This window comes from Mycoplasma zalophidermidis, assembly GCF_018913985.1.
Taxonomy (GTDB): Bacteria; Bacillota_I; Bacilli_A; order Mycoplasmatales; family Metamycoplasmataceae; genus Mycoplasmopsis; species Mycoplasmopsis zalophidermidis.
This window is the reverse complement of sequence record NZ_JAHMHK010000001.1, coordinates 117,208-133,777: the sequence shown is the minus strand read 5'-3', so window position 1 is coordinate 133,777 and position 16,570 is coordinate 117,208. Positions and strand designations below refer to the sequence as shown.

Below are 16,570 nucleotides of genomic sequence, written 5' to 3'. Positions count from 1 at the left end.
AAAATTAAATAATAAAATCAAAAACTAATAATTTCTAGTTCTTGACTTTTGAAAATTCTGCGTATTTATTTATTTTTATTTTTTTAGATTCAACAGGTTTTATAACAATAGTAAATTCACCTTTTTGACTTGTATTATCCAGTTGAGTTCTTATATCTCTTATATTCCCAAAGTACTGAGTTTCATGTATTTTAGTCAATTCTCTAGCGATAAAAATTTGTATTTTATTTGCTCATATTATTTCTAAATCATCCAGAAAATTATTTAATTTATGTGGAGAAACATAAAAAATATGTGAAAAATCAGACGATAATGATTCAAGTTGGTTTTGTCTTTGTCCTTTTTTTTCTTTAGGAAATCCATGAAAAACAAATGTGGATGATAGTCCGCTTAAAGCAAATGCTGATATTGCAGCATTGACGCCCGGTATTAATTCAATACTGATGTCATTTTTTCTAGCAAGCGAAATTAATTCAAAACCTGGATCACTGACCATTGGCATTCCTGCGTCTGAAACTAAACCTAAATTAATTTCTTCACTTAAGCACATTTCAATAAGGTATTCAGCCGTTTTCTTTTCGTTTATTTTGCTATAAGAAATTAATTTTTTATCAATCCCGTAATATGATAATAATTTGCCACTTACGCGAGTGTCTTCGCAAGCGATTGCATCGCAAATTTTTAATGTTTCCAATGCTCTCAAAGTTATGTCCTTTAAATTACCAATTGGTGTTCCAATAATATAAATTTTACTCATAACACTCCAACATGTATACGAACATTGTTTCCGTCTGTAAAAATAAATTATCGTTAGTTCCGACCGAATTTAAGAACTTGTCTATAACTAAGAAACATTTTTTGTAATTGAATTTTGCATCAGCAATTTTTTTAGCAAATGATCGAAATTTCTTAGGGAGAAAATCAAGCGGCATTCATGATCAAGTTAGTATAAATTTTAAGCATTCGATTAGAAAAACTAAATCATCGTGATATTCACGTTTGTTTAATTTTGTTAATAAGATAATTAGCGAAATTTTATCTTTAAACGACTTAACAAAAGCAGTCAGTAAATCATTAATCTTAGAGAATTCATATAACTGTTTATTCTCTAAGATTAGTGATATATCAGACACAACATTCGCTAAAAGTCAGGCTTGGTCTTTATCAAATCCGAGATTTGAAATTTCATCTTCCAACACAGCCTTTTTTTGTTTATTTATATTTATGATAAAGGAACGTGATTTGATAGTCGTTAGAACCTGATTAATATTTTGGGTTGTCAAAATAAATACCACATCATTTGCAGGTTCTTCAATTGTTTTCAATAGGGCGTTTAAAGCTTGATGTGATGCCAAATCAATATTTTTAAAAACTATTATTTTCAATCCATTCTCAAGAAAATTAGAAAAATTACTTTGTTCAAAGATATCCACAATATTATCTTTTTTTAATCCTTCTCCTTGCGATTTTGATGCATCAGCAAGAATAATATTTGATGGCAAAGAAGATTGATCTAAATTTTTAATGTTTAACCCAGTAAATGAGTTAATCATATAAATAATATTATCGTCTAGATTTACGCCTTTAGTTGTTTTTAATAAATAACAGTGATTTATTTTTTTGCATTTAATAGAAGAATCAATAATTTTTGTTAAATTACTGGCTAACATTTTCAACCGACTCTTTTATTCATTCGCTGAATCTATTATTACTAAATAATTTATTAATTAATTCATCAAGTACATTGCTAATGGATTTATTTGCGTCAATAATTATAAATCTTTCGGGGTCTTGATTAATTAACTTTCAATATCCTTCGTAAACTTTTTGTCTAAATAAATCTGTCTCATTGTCCAAACGATCGTGTTCTTCCACTAAACGCAATTGGTTCATTCTTAATTTAGAATCATTAGGGGTTATATTTAAGAAAATAGTGATTTCGGGCATGGTATCATCAATAATTAGATTAGTCATTGTTTTAACATAATCAATGCCTAGGCCTCTTGCAAATCCTTGATATGCATAAAAACTATCTACATATCTATCACACAAAACAAGCTTATTTTCTTTTAATGCTGGTCAAATAACTCTTTCTAAGTGAATTCTACGACTGGTAGAATATAACATTGCCTCTGCAACAGGACTTAATACTGATTTTTTATCTAAAATTATTTGTCTAATTTTTTCTGCTTCCACCAAATCTTTACCACCTGGTTCTCTAGTTGTCAGGTATTTTAAATTAGGAAATCTTAAAGTTAAGTATTCAACTAATTTATTGATTATTGTGGTTTTGCCACTGGCGTCAGGCCCTTCAAATGTTATAAACATATGTCTCCCCTAAATATTTCTGTTTTTTATAGCTTGTTTTATTGTGAATGGGTCAAGATATTCAAGATTTGAACCCATTGGCATTCCAATTGCTGCTCTTGTTGCTTTTATGCCTCTTTTTTGTAACAATTTTTGTAAATGAGCTGTAGTCATTTCACCTTCTAATGAAGGAGAAAGAACTATCATTATTTCGTCAAAATTGTGGTTACCAATAAATTCAAAAAGTTGTTGATATTCATATTTGTAATCATTTTTTTGTTTAACACTCAACAATTCTGGTAAAACAAAATAAAAACCAAAAAAGATACCCATTTCGTCAATTTTAATTAAGGTAGTAATACTTTCGACTATCATTAATGAATTCATTTTCAAAGGATCATCACAATTTAGACATTTATTATTTTCACGAATGAAGTTACACTGGGAACAATAAACAATATTGTCTTTGATATCTTGAATTGCATTTACTAATTCAACTGAAAAATCAGTACTTTGATTCAAAATAAATGTACTTATTTTTTCGGCTAGTTTTTTACTTATTCCGGGTATTTTTTTAAAAACTTCATTAGCTTTTTCAAGTGTATCTATTTTCATTAGAAACTAAAGCCATTAGGCATATGTGGCATCAATTTTTCCTGCTCATCATCAATTTTGGTAAATAATTGATTAATAACTAATGTCATTAAATCTTCTAATGTTTGAGCATCCTCAGGGTCTAATAAATCTTGATCTTTAATTTTGATAGAAACAATTTTTTTAGCTCCAGTCGCAATAACTTCCAGACCATATTTTTCTTCACTAAAAGTTAATTCCATAAATTCTTCAGTTTTTTGTTCTAATTCTTTTTGCAATTTTTGCATTTTTCTTAACATTCCTTGGTCCATATTGACCTCCTTTATTTTAGTGTTTCAAACAGTAAACTTGTTGGTGTTTGAGCTTTATTAATTTTTATTGGTTTTAAAGGAATTGGTTTTGTTGTGATTCCTTCGTTAATTTCTTTGATTAAAGCTTTTGATACGTCTTTATATCTTGTTCTATCTTTAATTAAAAATATATGTTTATGGGAATTTAAATATTTTTTAATAAATTCCTGGAAATTATAATCGTGTGAAACATCGTTTAAATAATTAAGTTTTGTGGCATCGTTTGTATTTAACAACATGAAGTTATCGTTAGCAGCTAGAATTGTAAGGTCGCTCAAAACCTCTATATATGGGTCATACACTTTATCGATAGATAATTTCTTTAAAACATCAATGCTGTCATTTAACTGTTTTATAAAGCTCATATCTGAAAGTAACAATAGGTTTTTTAATTCGTCATCTGTTAGAGTAGTTTCAAACGATGTTTTTGAAGCATAATTTCTTGAAAAATTAGGCACAATAATATCATTAGGTTTTATTAATTCATCATCCAATGTGATTTCTGAAGTAGTGATTAGACCATCGTCATCAAAATCAAAATCATTTGCAGAATTCAAAATATCATTATTTATAGTTTGTGTGTCGCCCAGCTCATCATTGGTTTCTAAAATCATTTCACAGCTCTCTTCCAATGCGGTTTTTATGGTGTCTTCTTGTCTATCTTTATTCTTTACAGGTGCAATCATTTCAACTCCTTGTTTTTGCAAATTATCATTAGCTTTTCTTTCAATATTAGATGTTTGTTCTTTTGCTTTTTTAAGCGTTTCTAAAGTATCATTAGACATTTTTAAAAGATTTAATTCAATTAATTGAAATGGAGAGTCAGCATACATTAAATCTTTATATAGTTTATATAGTAATTCTGATTTTTCTAATGCGAAATCCAGATCAATATCCAATTCATTCAATTCTTGTTCATTTAGTAATTCCAACAATTTAATGTCGCCAGTTTTTTCATAAATAATGAAATCCTTAAAAGTGTTTATAAGACCCAATACAAATTGGTTAGAATCTAACCCGCCTAATTTCAATGATTCAAAAATAAGTAAAACTTCTTTAATGTTACCTTCATAAAGAAGATTTATTATATTTATTAGATTCTCGTTAGAAGAAATACCGAATGCAAAAACTATATCGTCTAAATGAATATTACCATTACCATAAGCCAATGCTTGATCAGCAATTGATAAAGCATCTCTCATTCCACCAGTCGCTAGTCTAGCTATGTAGTTTAGCGCGCTAGGTTCAAATCCTACGTTTTCATCGGCCAAAACGTGTTGTAATTGTTCTGTAATAACATTTGTAGGAATTTTTCTAAAGTTGTATCTTTGAACTCTAGACAAAATTGTCAAAGGAATTTTTTGAGGATCGGTAGTAGCCAAGATAAATATAGCATGTGCAGGTGGTTCTTCAAGTGTTTTCAATAAGGCATTAAACGCCCCTTTGGACAACATATGAACTTCATCAACTATATAAACTTTATATTTCCCGTGTGCAGGTGAGTTTTGGATTTTATCTCTTAGGTCTCTAATTTCTTTCACGCCATTATTTGACGCAGCATCCATTTCAATGATGTCGAAATTTCGGTCAATTTTGTTAAGGCAAATATCGCAAATTTGCGTTAAATCATTACCATGTCCACAATTTAATGTTGCTGCAAAGATTTTAGCAACCGATGTTTTACCAACACCTCTTGGTCCCGCAAATAGATACGCATGGCTAACCTTGTGATTTAAAATTATATTTCTAAGTGTTTGAACAATATGATCTTGACCTTTAACTTCACTAAAAGTTCTTGGTCTATATTTACGATATAATGCCTTGTAAACCATTTTCACCCCCCATATAGTTATTTAATTATATTAATATTAATTTAATATGTCCTAAATTATTAAAAATATTTTTTTGGCAAAGTTAAAACAATCAAAAAAATGATATAAATACCACCTTATTTTAGTGTGCAAAATAAATATGTGGAATAAATATGTAAAAAATATTAAAATGTTATTAATAAATAAAAAATAAGGAGAATAATGACAAAGACAGTATTAATAGTAATAGACGGGTTGGGATTAGGAAAAAAATACGAAGGTAATGCCTTCGACTTAGCTAAAACTCCAACCTTAGATAAATTTTTAAATAAATATCCTCATTCCCTAATTCAAGCCTCGGGTGAATTTGTGGGTTTGCCAGCAGGGCAAATGGGTAATTCAGAAGTTGGCCATTTAAATATTGGCGCAGGTAGAGTTGTATATACTGGTTTAAGCTTAATCAATCATGCGATAAAAACTGGCGATTTTAATAATAACAGTGTTTTAAATAAGGTAATGGATGATGTTAAAAAGTCAGGTAAGACTCTGCATTTAGTTGGATTATTAAGTGATGGTGGTGTCCACTCACATGAAGATCATTTATTTGCTTTAATTGAATTGGCACATCAGAAAGGATTGCGAAATGTTTCTATTCATGCAATTGGCGATGGTCGGGATGTTGCGCCAAAATCAATACTTGATTCTTTAAATCATTTACAAGAAATTTGCAATGAATATTCATTCAAAATTTCTTCAATTGGAGGTCGCTATTATGGTATGGATAGAGATAAAATGTTTGACCGTATCCAACTTCATTTTGATGCAATAAGAGGTAATACAGACAACAAATTTTCTGACGTAATTGAATATGTTAACAGTATGTATGGTAAAAATGTTACTGATGAGTTTTTAGTTCCTGCCGCTAGTGAAAAAGGGTTATTTGTTCAAGAAAACGATTCAGTGATTTTCTTCAATTTTAGACCTGACAGAGCAAGACAGTTATCTCACTGCTTTATAGGTTCGGATTTATTTGAATATAATTGTCCTAATTCCGTTAAATTACATAATTTTGTATCTATGATGAAATACGAAGGTGTTAATAGCCTTGTAGCAATCGAAGAAATGAAGGTTGTAAATCCAATTGGCGCCGTAATTGCTGATGCTGGATTAAAGCAATTAAGATTAGCTGAAACTCAAAAGTACTCGCACGTCACATATTTTATGGATGGTGGTGTTGACGTGGTATATGACAATTCATCACGTATAATGGTTGATTCTTTAAAGGTTAAAACATACGATTTAGCCCCTAAGATGAGTGCTGAAGAAATTACAAACCAATTAATAGCACATGGACTGGAAAATGATTTAGTTATCATGAATTATGCTAATCCAGATATGGTTGGTCACACAGGAGTATTAAATGCTACAATTGAAGCAATTGAATGACTTGATACTCAATTAGCCAGAGTATTAGAATGAGCTAACAATAATAATGTTACATTATTTATTACGGCTGATCACGGTAACTCTGAAGTAATGATCGACAAAAAAGGCGGGCCAGCTACTAAACATACAGATAATCCTGTCATGTTAGTTTGCACCGATAAAAATGTTAAATTGTCGGATGGTAAATTAGGAAATATAGCACCAACAGTTCTTAAATACATGGGTATTGAGATTCCAAAAGAAATGACTGAGAAACCTTTAATTTAATATGATAGAAAACAAGTTTAAAAGAGTAGTTTTTAGTGATGTTGATGGTACAATTTACGAATATCCAACGCGTATCATAACAGCAGAAAATAGGGTAACAATAATTAACTCAAAAGTTGAAGATGTTGAATTTGTAATAGCCACAGGTAATCCTCTTTTTCAAAAAATGAAGGATTTAGCCAAAGAATTTCAATCTAGATATTTAATTACTTCAAACGGCGCTGAAATTTATGATACTCATGAATCAAAATATCTTTACAAAAAAACAATTTCAAATTCCGCGCTATCTAAAATAATGTCGGTTGTTGAAAAATATAATGGCGGAATTTCTTGAAACAACGAAAACGGGTTTGGAATTTATAACGTTTCTAATAACACCAAGGAATTTTTATCTGAGTTTAATGATTTCGATTATGACTCAGAACCTATGCCAAAGATTGAAGACATTTTTAAAATCGAAATTTTGGAACCGGTTCATTGTATTGAACAAATTTATAAAGAATTAGATTCAATGAATCTTGATATTGAAATGGTTTTCTTGTTTGATTTTATTGAAATTACAGCTAAAGATGTTTCAAAAGGGTCGGCCGTTGAATGAATGTGCAACAATATTTTTAATACAGAATTAAAATACGTTATGGCTATTGGCGATAGTAAAAACGATCTATCTATGTTATCAAAAGTCGGATATGGTTATGCTATGGATAACGCTTCTGATTACGTAAAATCTAAGGTTTCCCTTTATACTTCAGATTGTAACCAAAACGGCCTTTCCGAAGCTATTATAGATTACGTTTACAGAACTAAAAATGACAAAATGAAGTCAGATATTTTAGATAAAGTAATTTCATATAATGAAAAACAAAGAAAGAAATTTAATTATTAATTTTTACTCGCTATTTATCAGCGAGTTTTTTTACAAGGTTCGTACCAAAATGTAAATCGTATTATTGTCATATTCGATTAAAAATCAGACATCAATAGTTAAAATTTAGTTTTTGCAAAAGTTTTTCTAGTTTTATTATTTATTCAACAAAAATGAATGTCATGTCATAACAATCGAGCAATTAATTTAAGTAATAATATTAATATCAAAATTTAATTTATATTGTTAATGATGTAAAATTGTGAATATGAAACTATTTAACTTTAAATCTACAGAAATGCGTATCGCAGAAAAGACCTTAAAAAAAATTAATGCTTTTGAACCATTAATTCAAAAACTTAGCGACGCAGACCTTAAAAATAAAACATTGCAATTCAAAAGCCGTTTAGCTAATGGAGAAAGTTTAGAATCAATGAGAGCGGAAGTTTTTGCTGTTTCTCGTGAAGCTACCAAAAGAGTTCTTGGTAAAAGACCTTATGATGTTCAAATGATAGGAGGATTGCTTCTTGATTTAGCTTCGGTTGCGGAAATGAAAACTGGTGAAGGTAAAACAATTACTTCGATTGCACCAGTATATTTAAATGCGCTTGAAGGGAAAGGGGCTATTGTTTCCACTGTTAACGAATACCTTTCAGAACGGGATGCTATCGAAATGGGTGAAGTATTCAACTGATTGGGTATGACAGTTGGCATCAATAAAGCCCAAATGGAGACCGATGATAAAAGAAGAGCCTACGCGGCAGATATTACTTATTCAGTTCACTCTGAATTGGGTTTTGACTATTTAAGAGATAATATGGCGAGTTCAATGGAAGAAAAAGTTCAGAGAGGACTTCACTTTTGCCTAATTGACGAAGCTGACTCGATTTTAATTGACGAAGCAAAAACCCCTTTGATTATTTCCGGCGGAGAAGGAGAAGATACTCAAGACTATTTCCTTGCTGATAGATTTGTTAGAACATTAACTGAAGATGATTATGAAATTGATGAAGAATCAAAAGCTATTTCATTGACATTCAGTGGTATTCAAAGAGCAAAAAATTATTTCGGATTTGAGAATCTTTACCATATTGAAAACTCTGAAATGGTACACCGTATTCAAAACTCACTAAGAGCTCATAAAGTAATGAAAGAAAATGTCGAATATATCGTTAGAGATGGTAAGGTTGAACTTGTTGATGCTTTTACAGGTCGTATTATGGAAGGACGTGCTTACTCTGAAGGATTACAACAAGCAATTCAAGCCTGCGCTGGTGTAGAAATAGAAAGTGAAACTAAAACTCTTGCAACCATTACATACCAAAACTTTTTCCGTATGTTCAATAAGCTATGCGGTATGACAGGTACCGCCAAAACTGAAGAACAAGAATTTATTGATATCTATAACATGCGGGTAAATGTTGTCCCAACAAACAAACCAGTCATCAGACAAGATTTACCTGATTCAATTTTTGCAACAGCAACTGGTAAATGGGCTGCCGTTACTGAGAAAATTAGAGAATTATACGAAAAAGGACAACCAATATTAGTTGGTACTGCTCAAATTGAAGATTCCGAAATATTACATCAGTATCTATTGAATGCTATGATTCCCCATACAGTCCTTAATGCTAAACAAAATGCTTCTGAGGCTGAAATAATTGCAAATGCAGGTCAAGTTAAATCGGTTACAATAGCAACGAACATGGCTGGTCGTGGTACTGATATTAAACTAAGCGCGGAAGCAAAAGAGTTAGGCGGTTTGTATGTTATTGGTACAGATAAGGCTGAATCGAGACGTATAGATAACCAACTTAGGGGGCGTAGTGGACGTCAAGGTGACCCAGGAACATCTAAATTTTACGTATCGCTCGACGACCAGTTAATGAAGCGTTTTGCAAATTATGAAGAATTTAAGGAACAATTTGCTTCTAAAGGCGACGCAGAAATAACCACTAAATCGTTAATTAAAGGTTTTGTGGCTGCTCAAAAGAAAATTGAAGGTTTTAACTATGATTCGCGTAAAAGTGTTCTTCATTATGATGATGTTATCCGACAACAGCGTGACCTTTTCTATGCTCAAAGAGATTTAATATTAATACATGAAGATTTGGGATTTATTATTGAAAGAATGTTAAAAAGTTCGATCAACTCAATAGTAACTAATCCTGAGTTCTTAAATAAAACGGGTTCATTCGTTTATGAAAAATTACTATCGTATTTAAACAATGATTTTCTTGGCAAAGGTGTTAGAGAAAAAATCAATTTTGAGGAGTTGATTAAAATTCATGAAAGTGACATGAAAGACTATTTAATTGAAAAAATTCTTGATAAATACAATATTTGAAGAAATAATGTTGAGAAGGATTATGCCAAGGATTTATTGTTTTATACTGAAAAACGAATAGTTTTATCGGTTGTGGATAAATATTGACAAAATCACATTAACACAATGGATAAATTACGCTCTAATGTCAATTTAGTTCAATATTCTCAAAAAAACCCATATCAAGTTTACACAGAAGAGGGCAGCAAAAAATTCAATCAAATGTTAGCTAATATCGCTACGGATGTAGCAAAAACTATCTTTAACGAACGTTTAGGCGCTTCGTCATTAATTCCGGCAGAAGTAAGACAAGACCCTTTATTTGCCGAGATTAGAAATATAATTGTATTTGATGATGAAAACTTAGACGAAATTGAAAAAGAAAAAAGATTACTTAACTATTACTTTGAAACTAAAAATGCACAAATTCATGTTTCGAACGAAAATATACAAGCAATTGAGGACGATTTCTTTACAAATAGAAATTAAAAAGAACCGCCTATTAACGGTTCTTTTTAACACTAATTTTTATAAATTTGAATAATTTAAGCAATTCATTCATCGCAATTAAAACTAATCCCAATAGAATTGATGTAATAATTAGAATTGGGTGGTCAATAATGTTTGCCATTCTAAAAATCTGTGCTATTTGAGGGACTAATGCAATTATCAGTATTGTTGTTGCAGAAAATGCTATTGCTGCTCAAACTAATCAGTATTTTTTGAATAAAGAAACAAAAATTGATTTTTCACTGATAAAATTGATAGTGTTAATGCCACAAGCTAGCCCCAAAGTAATAAACCCGCATGTAGATGATATTTGAGCTAATTCTAATCCGTTTTTGATTGCATATTCAGCACCAATTGCGTATGAAGCTAATGTCGCAAAACTTAATAATAGTGATTGTCAAATAAGCATTGAGCCCATTCCGCGTGAAAAAATACTTTCTTTTCTATTGTATGGACTTCTGTCCATAACATTTTTTTTGTTATCTACAAAACCTAAAGCTATTGCTGGTAACCCATGAGATACAAGGTTAATCCACAATAATTGACTAGCACCAAAAATATAAAACTCCTGTAAATAATATTCTTTATAAACAAAAAAGAATACAACCATACCAATCAACATTACGAGTATTTCAACTATTGAAGAAACCAATAAGTTCATAACAATTGTTTTGATTTTGTCAAAAGTGGTACGTCCATTTTTAACGGCACTAACGATTGTATTGAAATTATCATCGACCAATATTAAATCTGCTGCCTGCTTCGATACATCTGTTCCTGTTATACCCATGGCGCAACCTATATCAGAAGCTTTAAGTGCTGGTGCATCATTAACACCATCGCCGGTCATTGCAACAACTTCATCGTGTTTTTGTCACGCCTTTACTATGCGAAGTTTATCTTCGGGATTTACTCTTGCATATACAGTTATTTTTGTGACCTTTTCATTAAGTTCTTCATCAGACATTTTAGACAATTCGGAACCAGAGATGCATAAATCACTTTCTTGATAAATACCTAAATTTTTAGCAATTGCTTTAGCTGTTATGATATGGTCCCCAGTAATCATTACTGTTTTAATTCCTGCTTTTTTGGCTTTTTCAACGCTTTCACGAACATTATCACGAGGAGGGTCAATCAGCGCAACAAGACCAATAAATTCGAAATTTTCTTCATCACTAAATGAAATTGTATCTTTATCAATTTTTTTACGAGATAAAGCTATAACTCTATATGATTTGCTACCTCAATTATCATTTATTGATTGTATTTCATCTTTATTTATATTAATAGATTTATTAATAATGATATCGGGCGCACCCTTAGTAATCATTCACTTTTCGCTGTTAATTTCAACTAAAACAGAGTGCATTTTACGGTCGCTATCAAAAGGTAGCGATTGAATTATCGGTGTTTTTACTAACACTTCTTTCTTCGTAATGTTTAATTCATGGGCAAATCTCAACATTCCGGTTTCAGTAGGATCTCCAATCTCATTGAATGACCCCGTTTTTTTGTCCAAATCAATGAAAGCATCATTGCAAAGTGTTAATAATGAGGCTATATTTTTAAATTTACTTTTGTTTTTATTTTTACTTAACATCAAATTAGATGATAAGTCGAAAACATCAACTATTTTCATTTTATTTTCCGTTAATGTCCCAGTTTTATCTGTACATATAATTGAAGCTGAACCTAACGTTTCCACAGCTAATAGGTTTTTGACTAAGGCCTTTTCTTTTGATAAAGCCTTAACACCTACGGATAATAAAACAGTCGTAAATGTGATTAATCCTTCTGGGATTGCAGCTACTGCAAGGCTTATTGCTGTTACTAATGAGTGTGTGTAGATATCTAAATTGCTTCAAACACCTGTATAAATATTATTCAGTAAAATTTGAACAAAAAGACTAACAAATAGTAATGCAACACCACCAATACCAAACCACTTACTTAAATTATTTAGTTTGTATTGTAAAGGAGTAATATTTTTACCTTGTTTTTGTATTGATTCGTTAATTTTGCCTAATTCAGTATTAACACCGGTACCAATAACTAACGCAGTAGCTTTACCGTTTGTAATATAGGTTCCAGAATATAATAAATGCTTATTTTCTGCTAATATTGCATTAGTTTCCGCATTTCAATCAGCAAATTTTAAAATTGGTAAGTTTTCTCCAGTTAGTGAAGATTCAACTACCATTAGGTTTGAGGATTCAATAATTTTGCAATCTGCGCTTATAGTATCACCTGCAGCTAAAATAATCAAATCCCCAGGAACTAGGTCAGTAGCCTTGATTTTGATGACTTTTCCGTCACGTATCACATTCGAATATGTTTCGTTCATTTTCTCCAAAGCTCTAACAGCGTTATCGGATTTCACTTCTTGATAGGCGCCAAGCATTGAGTTTAATATAATGACTAAAATAATTATTGCTGGTTCTACATAACTAATAGTTAAATCCACGCCACTTTTTTTATTAGTAACTTGTTCAAAAATGGCTAATCCCAATGAAATTGCGGCCCCAATAATTAATAAAATTATCATTGGGTCCAAAAATTGTTTAAAGAATGCTACTATTGGATTTATCTTTTTATTTTTAATTAACGAGTTAGATCCAAATTTTTGTTTTTTTACCCAAACTTCTTTTGAACTTAAACCGTTATATTTTAATGATTCTTCTTTATTCATTATTTCCCTTTCTACTTTGAATATTATTTTAAATGGATATTATAAAACCTAACAAAAAAGTATAAAAAAAATGGCGGAACAGAGAGGATTTGAACCTCCGCGGGTGTTGCCACCCCTACAGCATTAGCAGTGCCGCCTCTTCAGCCTCTTGAGTACTGTCCCATTTTGCTTTACTATTATATATATAAATTGTATTTATAGGAACAAAAAAGTTATTTTTAATGTTTTTGCTGAAAAATTCAATAAAATTTATCAATTTAATAAAAAAATCTCAAAATAAGATTTACTTATTAAGTAAGAAAAGCGTATAAAGAGCGCTTAATGAAGATAGATGTAATTCCGATTTTAAGATTGATTCAAATTCTTCCTGCGTGAATCATTCATTATAAGCAACTGATTCGAATATTGAACCATCAGTTAGTATATCATGAGCTGTTAAATTTGTTACATCAACAACAAAGTTATATACTTTTTCATTCATTTGTGTAGTTGCAACACAAACATTATGAGCTATTATATTAGATAATTCTATTTTGTAACCAGCTTCCTCTAATACTTCATTAATGCAACATTCACTTGGGGTTTGATTGTCTTCAATACTACCAGTTATAGCAGATGGATATGGTTGATCTCATCGTTTCTTTTCTTTAACTTCTGGAAGAGGTTGGTAATGAATCATAAATTCATATCCCGTGTCTGTTTTTTTAAACAATAGAGCCGCAATTGAGTTAATACTGCGGCGTTGACAGTAAGTAAAACCTTTATCAGATTTAAATACACTTATTCAATCATTTTGGAATAGTTTTGTGTTGTTTTTCATTATATCTCCATTCTACGAATAAACACATTATTCAATATTTAACAAAAAATGAAACATTATTGTTTCATTATATATTATTTATTTAGTGAATTTAAAGCAATTTCAAACATAGTTGAAAATTCTAATAGTCTTTCATCGCTTGAAAGGCTAGCTCCGGTTACAATGTTTTCAGAAACTGAAAGTAAAGCACCGGCTTTTTTATTGCATCTTAAAGCAGTGGCAAATAATGCAAAACATTCATTATCTACAACTTGACATTGGGTAACTTTTTTTGTTTCTTCGATACTTCTTAAACCATAAAACACGTCTGTTGTATGACATGAAACTTGTTTTAATTCAACTCCCATATCGTTTGCAGCATTAATTAGCGAATCCATTGTTGATTTTGTTGGAAACATTTCATGTGTACGTTCACCAACCATAAGTTCAACAAATCCGAAACCATCAGCATAAGCTCTATTAACTAGAACTGGTTGTTTTACATTTAATTCTTCAATATAAGAACCGGTTGAACCCACTCTAATGATTTGTTCAACGCCATAAACAGTATAAAGTTCGTATGCATAAATTCCGATTGATGCAGCGCCCATTCCTGAGGCACCGATAGTTACTTGCATTCCATTATATTCTCCGGTGTAAAATAATACATTTCTTACCGAAGAAACTAATTTTGGATTTTTAAGAAATTTTTTAGCCATGTATTCTGCACGCAATGGATCTCCTGGCATTAATACGTATTTTGCTATTTCGCCTTTTTGGGCACTAATGTGTGGTGTTGGCATGATAGTCTCCTTTTATAATTCTTGAGCATTTTTATATAATGATTGTAATATGGTAATATCTTCATTATCAATATTGGCTTTTATTTCATCATATAAAGATTTTATTTTTTTGTATCTTTTATCTGAATATTTTGGAGCTTTTTGATGTTCTTCAATATCAACTTCTAATGTTTTCATCACAATTTTTAAATTATTTCTGGTGTCAAGCAAAGTTATTCTTTCTTGACTAACTTTAGACACATCAACCAAATTGTGAAGGCGCATTTTATATTCTGAATCCTCATGTTTTTGAGTATCATTAATTAAGTTTTTAGCATCTAAAATCACCTTTTCTAATTTTGGTATTAATTCACTAATTAATTTATCGCTACTGAAGATTTGATTCTTCATTTTAAGTAAAAGAGTATTTTCTACATTTTCAACATATTGTTGTAATTCTTGACCATCTTTGCTTAGTTTTGAACAACTAGCTGCAACAGTAACCAATGGAACACTAGAAGCAAACCCTAGGGTTAATAAAAGTTTTTTATTCATGATTCTCCCTTACGAAATTAATCATACACAATTTGCGTTATTATTTAACTTTTTGTGTGATGTATTCCTTAATTTTATCTTTAATTTCAACATTTTCTAATGAATAATCAATAGTTGCTTTAACGAATCCTTCGATTGAACCTAAATCATATCTAGTGCCTTCAAATTCGAAAGCATAGATTTTTTGATTATATTTGTTTTTTAACTCTTCAAATGCATCGACTACTTGTATTTCATTTTTACCATCATATTCAATTTTAGACAAAATATCCAATAATTCAGGATTAAATACATATCTTCCAAGAATTGCCTTGTGCGATGGGGCAACCTCCAAAGCGGGTTTTTCTACTGCGTCACTAATTTCAAATGATTTTAAATTTCTTTCTTCGTTATTAAGAGGTTTAACAACGCCATATTTGTGAACATTTTCTGGTTCTACCGTTTGCACACCTAAAATATTAGCTCCTGTTTTATCATAAAAGTCAATTAGTTGTTTTATAGCAGGAGTGTTTGATTTAATTAAATCATCTCCTAAAATCACAGCAAATGGTTCATTACCAATTAATTCTTTTGCTGAAGCTAAAGCATCTCCTAGTCCATTTTGTTTGTCTTGGAAAACAAATTTGATGTGTTTAAAGCGATTTGTTTTGCGAACCAAATCTAATAATTTAGCTTTGCCTTTTGATTCCAACTCTTCTTCAAGAGCTTGATTAACTGAAAATAAATTTAATATATCTTGTTTACGTTCGCTAATTACCAAGATAATTTCTTCAATACCGGCGCTTAAGGCTTCGTCTACTAATAAGTCCAAAGAAGGTCTATTTAAAATAGGCACTAATTCTTTGTGAACTACTTTTGTCATTGGCAAAAATCTTGTTCCTCATCCAGCTGCTGGGATAATTAATTTTTTAACTTTTTTATTCATTTGTATCTCCTATATGAATTACTAATCAAATTGCATGTTGCGATGTCTTAATTATTTTATGTTTAGTGTTTTTTTAATTCGCAAACAGTCCCCTTCTGACATCTCAAAAATATTACTGTTCTCGTCTTCAATAGTTGCTGTTCCCTTGATTAAAAAGGCATGTTCTAAATCATTGTTTTGCATTCAATCGGAATTATATTCAAAAGAATGTATTATTTCGATTTTGTGGCCTTTATTACTAAATAAGGTATGCGAAAGTTCTTCGTTTGTCCATTTAGAATGATTGACATCATTTTTAATATTTATTACATCTTTAATTAGTTTTATTTTTTTAAACATAT

Annotated in this window: 15 protein-coding genes and 1 tRNA gene; 3 read left to right on the top strand and 13 right to left on the bottom strand. The window is 30.5% G+C overall.

The window, feature by feature from the left end; translation table 4 throughout:
- Positions 1–34: 34 nt before the first annotated feature.
- Genes rsmI through dnaX form a run of 6 tightly spaced genes read right to left on the bottom strand, consistent with a single transcriptional unit; the run spans position 35 to position 5,083 of the window.
- On the bottom strand, positions 35–757 hold the full coding sequence (gene rsmI, locus KQ878_RS00495) for a 16S rRNA (cytidine(1402)-2'-O)-methyltransferase (protein ID WP_216567726.1): 723 nt from the start codon (positions 755–757) through the stop codon (positions 35–37).
- Positions 750–1,670 (bottom strand): DNA polymerase III delta subunit-related protein, encoded by a 921-nt coding sequence (locus KQ878_RS00490; protein WP_216505148.1) that lies wholly within the window; start codon positions 1,668–1,670, stop codon positions 750–752. The genes rsmI and KQ878_RS00490 overlap by 8 nt, the downstream gene beginning before the upstream one ends.
- Positions 1,657–2,328: a dTMP kinase gene (tmk, locus tag KQ878_RS00485; RefSeq protein WP_216505146.1), complete on the bottom strand. Its 672-nt coding sequence runs from the start codon at positions 2,326–2,328 to the stop codon at positions 1,657–1,659. The genes KQ878_RS00490 and tmk overlap by 14 nt, the downstream gene beginning before the upstream one ends.
- Before the next feature lie 9 nt (positions 2,329–2,337).
- Positions 2,338–2,922: a toprim domain-containing protein gene (locus KQ878_RS00480; RefSeq protein ID WP_216505143.1), complete on the bottom strand. Its 585-nt coding sequence runs from the start codon at positions 2,920–2,922 to the stop codon at positions 2,338–2,340.
- Complete coding sequence (locus tag KQ878_RS00475; RefSeq protein WP_216505141.1) at positions 2,922–3,212, bottom strand: YbaB/EbfC family nucleoid-associated protein; 291 nt, start codon at positions 3,210–3,212, stop codon at positions 2,922–2,924. Before KQ878_RS00475 ends, KQ878_RS00480 begins: the two co-directional genes overlap by 1 nt.
- Positions 3,213–3,223: 11 nt before the next feature.
- A complete protein-coding gene (gene dnaX, locus KQ878_RS04540; RefSeq protein ID WP_216505139.1) occupies positions 3,224–5,083 on the bottom strand; it encodes a DNA polymerase III subunit gamma/tau in 1,860 nt (619 codons plus the stop codon).
- Between the two features lie 201 nt (positions 5,084–5,284).
- On the opposite strand from dnaX, the gene gpmI reads away from it, so the two are divergent.
- The 3 genes from gpmI (at position 5,285) to secA (ending at position 10,455) form a co-directional block, all read left to right on the top strand.
- Complete coding sequence (gene gpmI / locus KQ878_RS00465) at positions 5,285–6,775, top strand: 2,3-bisphosphoglycerate-independent phosphoglycerate mutase (RefSeq protein ID WP_216567725.1); 1,491 nt, start codon at positions 5,285–5,287, stop codon at positions 6,773–6,775.
- Position 6,776: 1 nt separating this feature from the next.
- Entirely contained in the window at positions 6,777–7,661 is an 885-nt protein-coding gene (locus tag KQ878_RS00460; protein ID WP_216567724.1) for a Cof-type HAD-IIB family hydrolase, read from the top strand.
- Positions 7,662–7,908: 247 nt separating this feature from the next.
- A complete protein-coding gene (gene secA, locus KQ878_RS00455) occupies positions 7,909–10,455 on the top strand; it encodes a preprotein translocase subunit SecA (protein ID WP_216567723.1) in 2,547 nt (848 codons plus the stop codon).
- Between the two features lie 13 nt (positions 10,456–10,468).
- On the opposite strand, the gene KQ878_RS00450 is transcribed toward secA, so the two are convergent.
- The 7 genes from KQ878_RS00450 to KQ878_RS00420 all read right to left on the bottom strand — a co-directional run bounded on the left by KQ878_RS00450 (position 10,469) and on the right by KQ878_RS00420 (position 16,568).
- On the bottom strand, positions 10,469–13,168 hold the full coding sequence (locus KQ878_RS00450) for a cation-translocating P-type ATPase (RefSeq protein ID WP_216567722.1): 2,700 nt from the start codon (positions 13,166–13,168) through the stop codon (positions 10,469–10,471).
- Between the two features lie 71 nt (positions 13,169–13,239).
- Positions 13,240–13,330 (bottom strand) — tRNA-Ser (locus tag KQ878_RS00445).
- A 121-nt stretch (positions 13,331–13,451) separates the two neighbouring features.
- A complete protein-coding gene (locus KQ878_RS00440; RefSeq protein WP_216505132.1) occupies positions 13,452–13,988 on the bottom strand; it encodes an NUDIX domain-containing protein in 537 nt (178 codons plus the stop codon).
- Between the two features lie 74 nt (positions 13,989–14,062).
- Positions 14,063–14,770 carry a phosphorylase family protein gene (locus KQ878_RS00435; protein ID WP_216505130.1) on the bottom strand — a complete coding sequence of 236 codons (708 nt, stop codon included), beginning with the start codon at positions 14,768–14,770 and terminating at the stop codon, positions 14,063–14,065.
- A 12-nt stretch (positions 14,771–14,782) separates the two neighbouring features.
- Positions 14,783–15,304 carry a hypothetical protein gene (locus KQ878_RS00430; protein WP_216505128.1) on the bottom strand — a complete coding sequence of 174 codons (522 nt, stop codon included), beginning with the start codon at positions 15,302–15,304 and terminating at the stop codon, positions 14,783–14,785.
- A gap of 40 nt (positions 15,305–15,344) precedes the next feature.
- Positions 15,345–16,229, bottom strand: coding sequence for a UTP--glucose-1-phosphate uridylyltransferase (locus KQ878_RS00425; RefSeq protein WP_216505126.1), 885 nt, complete (start codon positions 16,227–16,229; stop codon positions 15,345–15,347).
- A gap of 51 nt (positions 16,230–16,280) precedes the next feature.
- A complete protein-coding gene (locus tag KQ878_RS00420; RefSeq protein WP_216567721.1) occupies positions 16,281–16,568 on the bottom strand; it encodes a cupin domain-containing protein in 288 nt (95 codons plus the stop codon).
- Positions 16,569–16,570 lie beyond the last annotated feature (2 nt).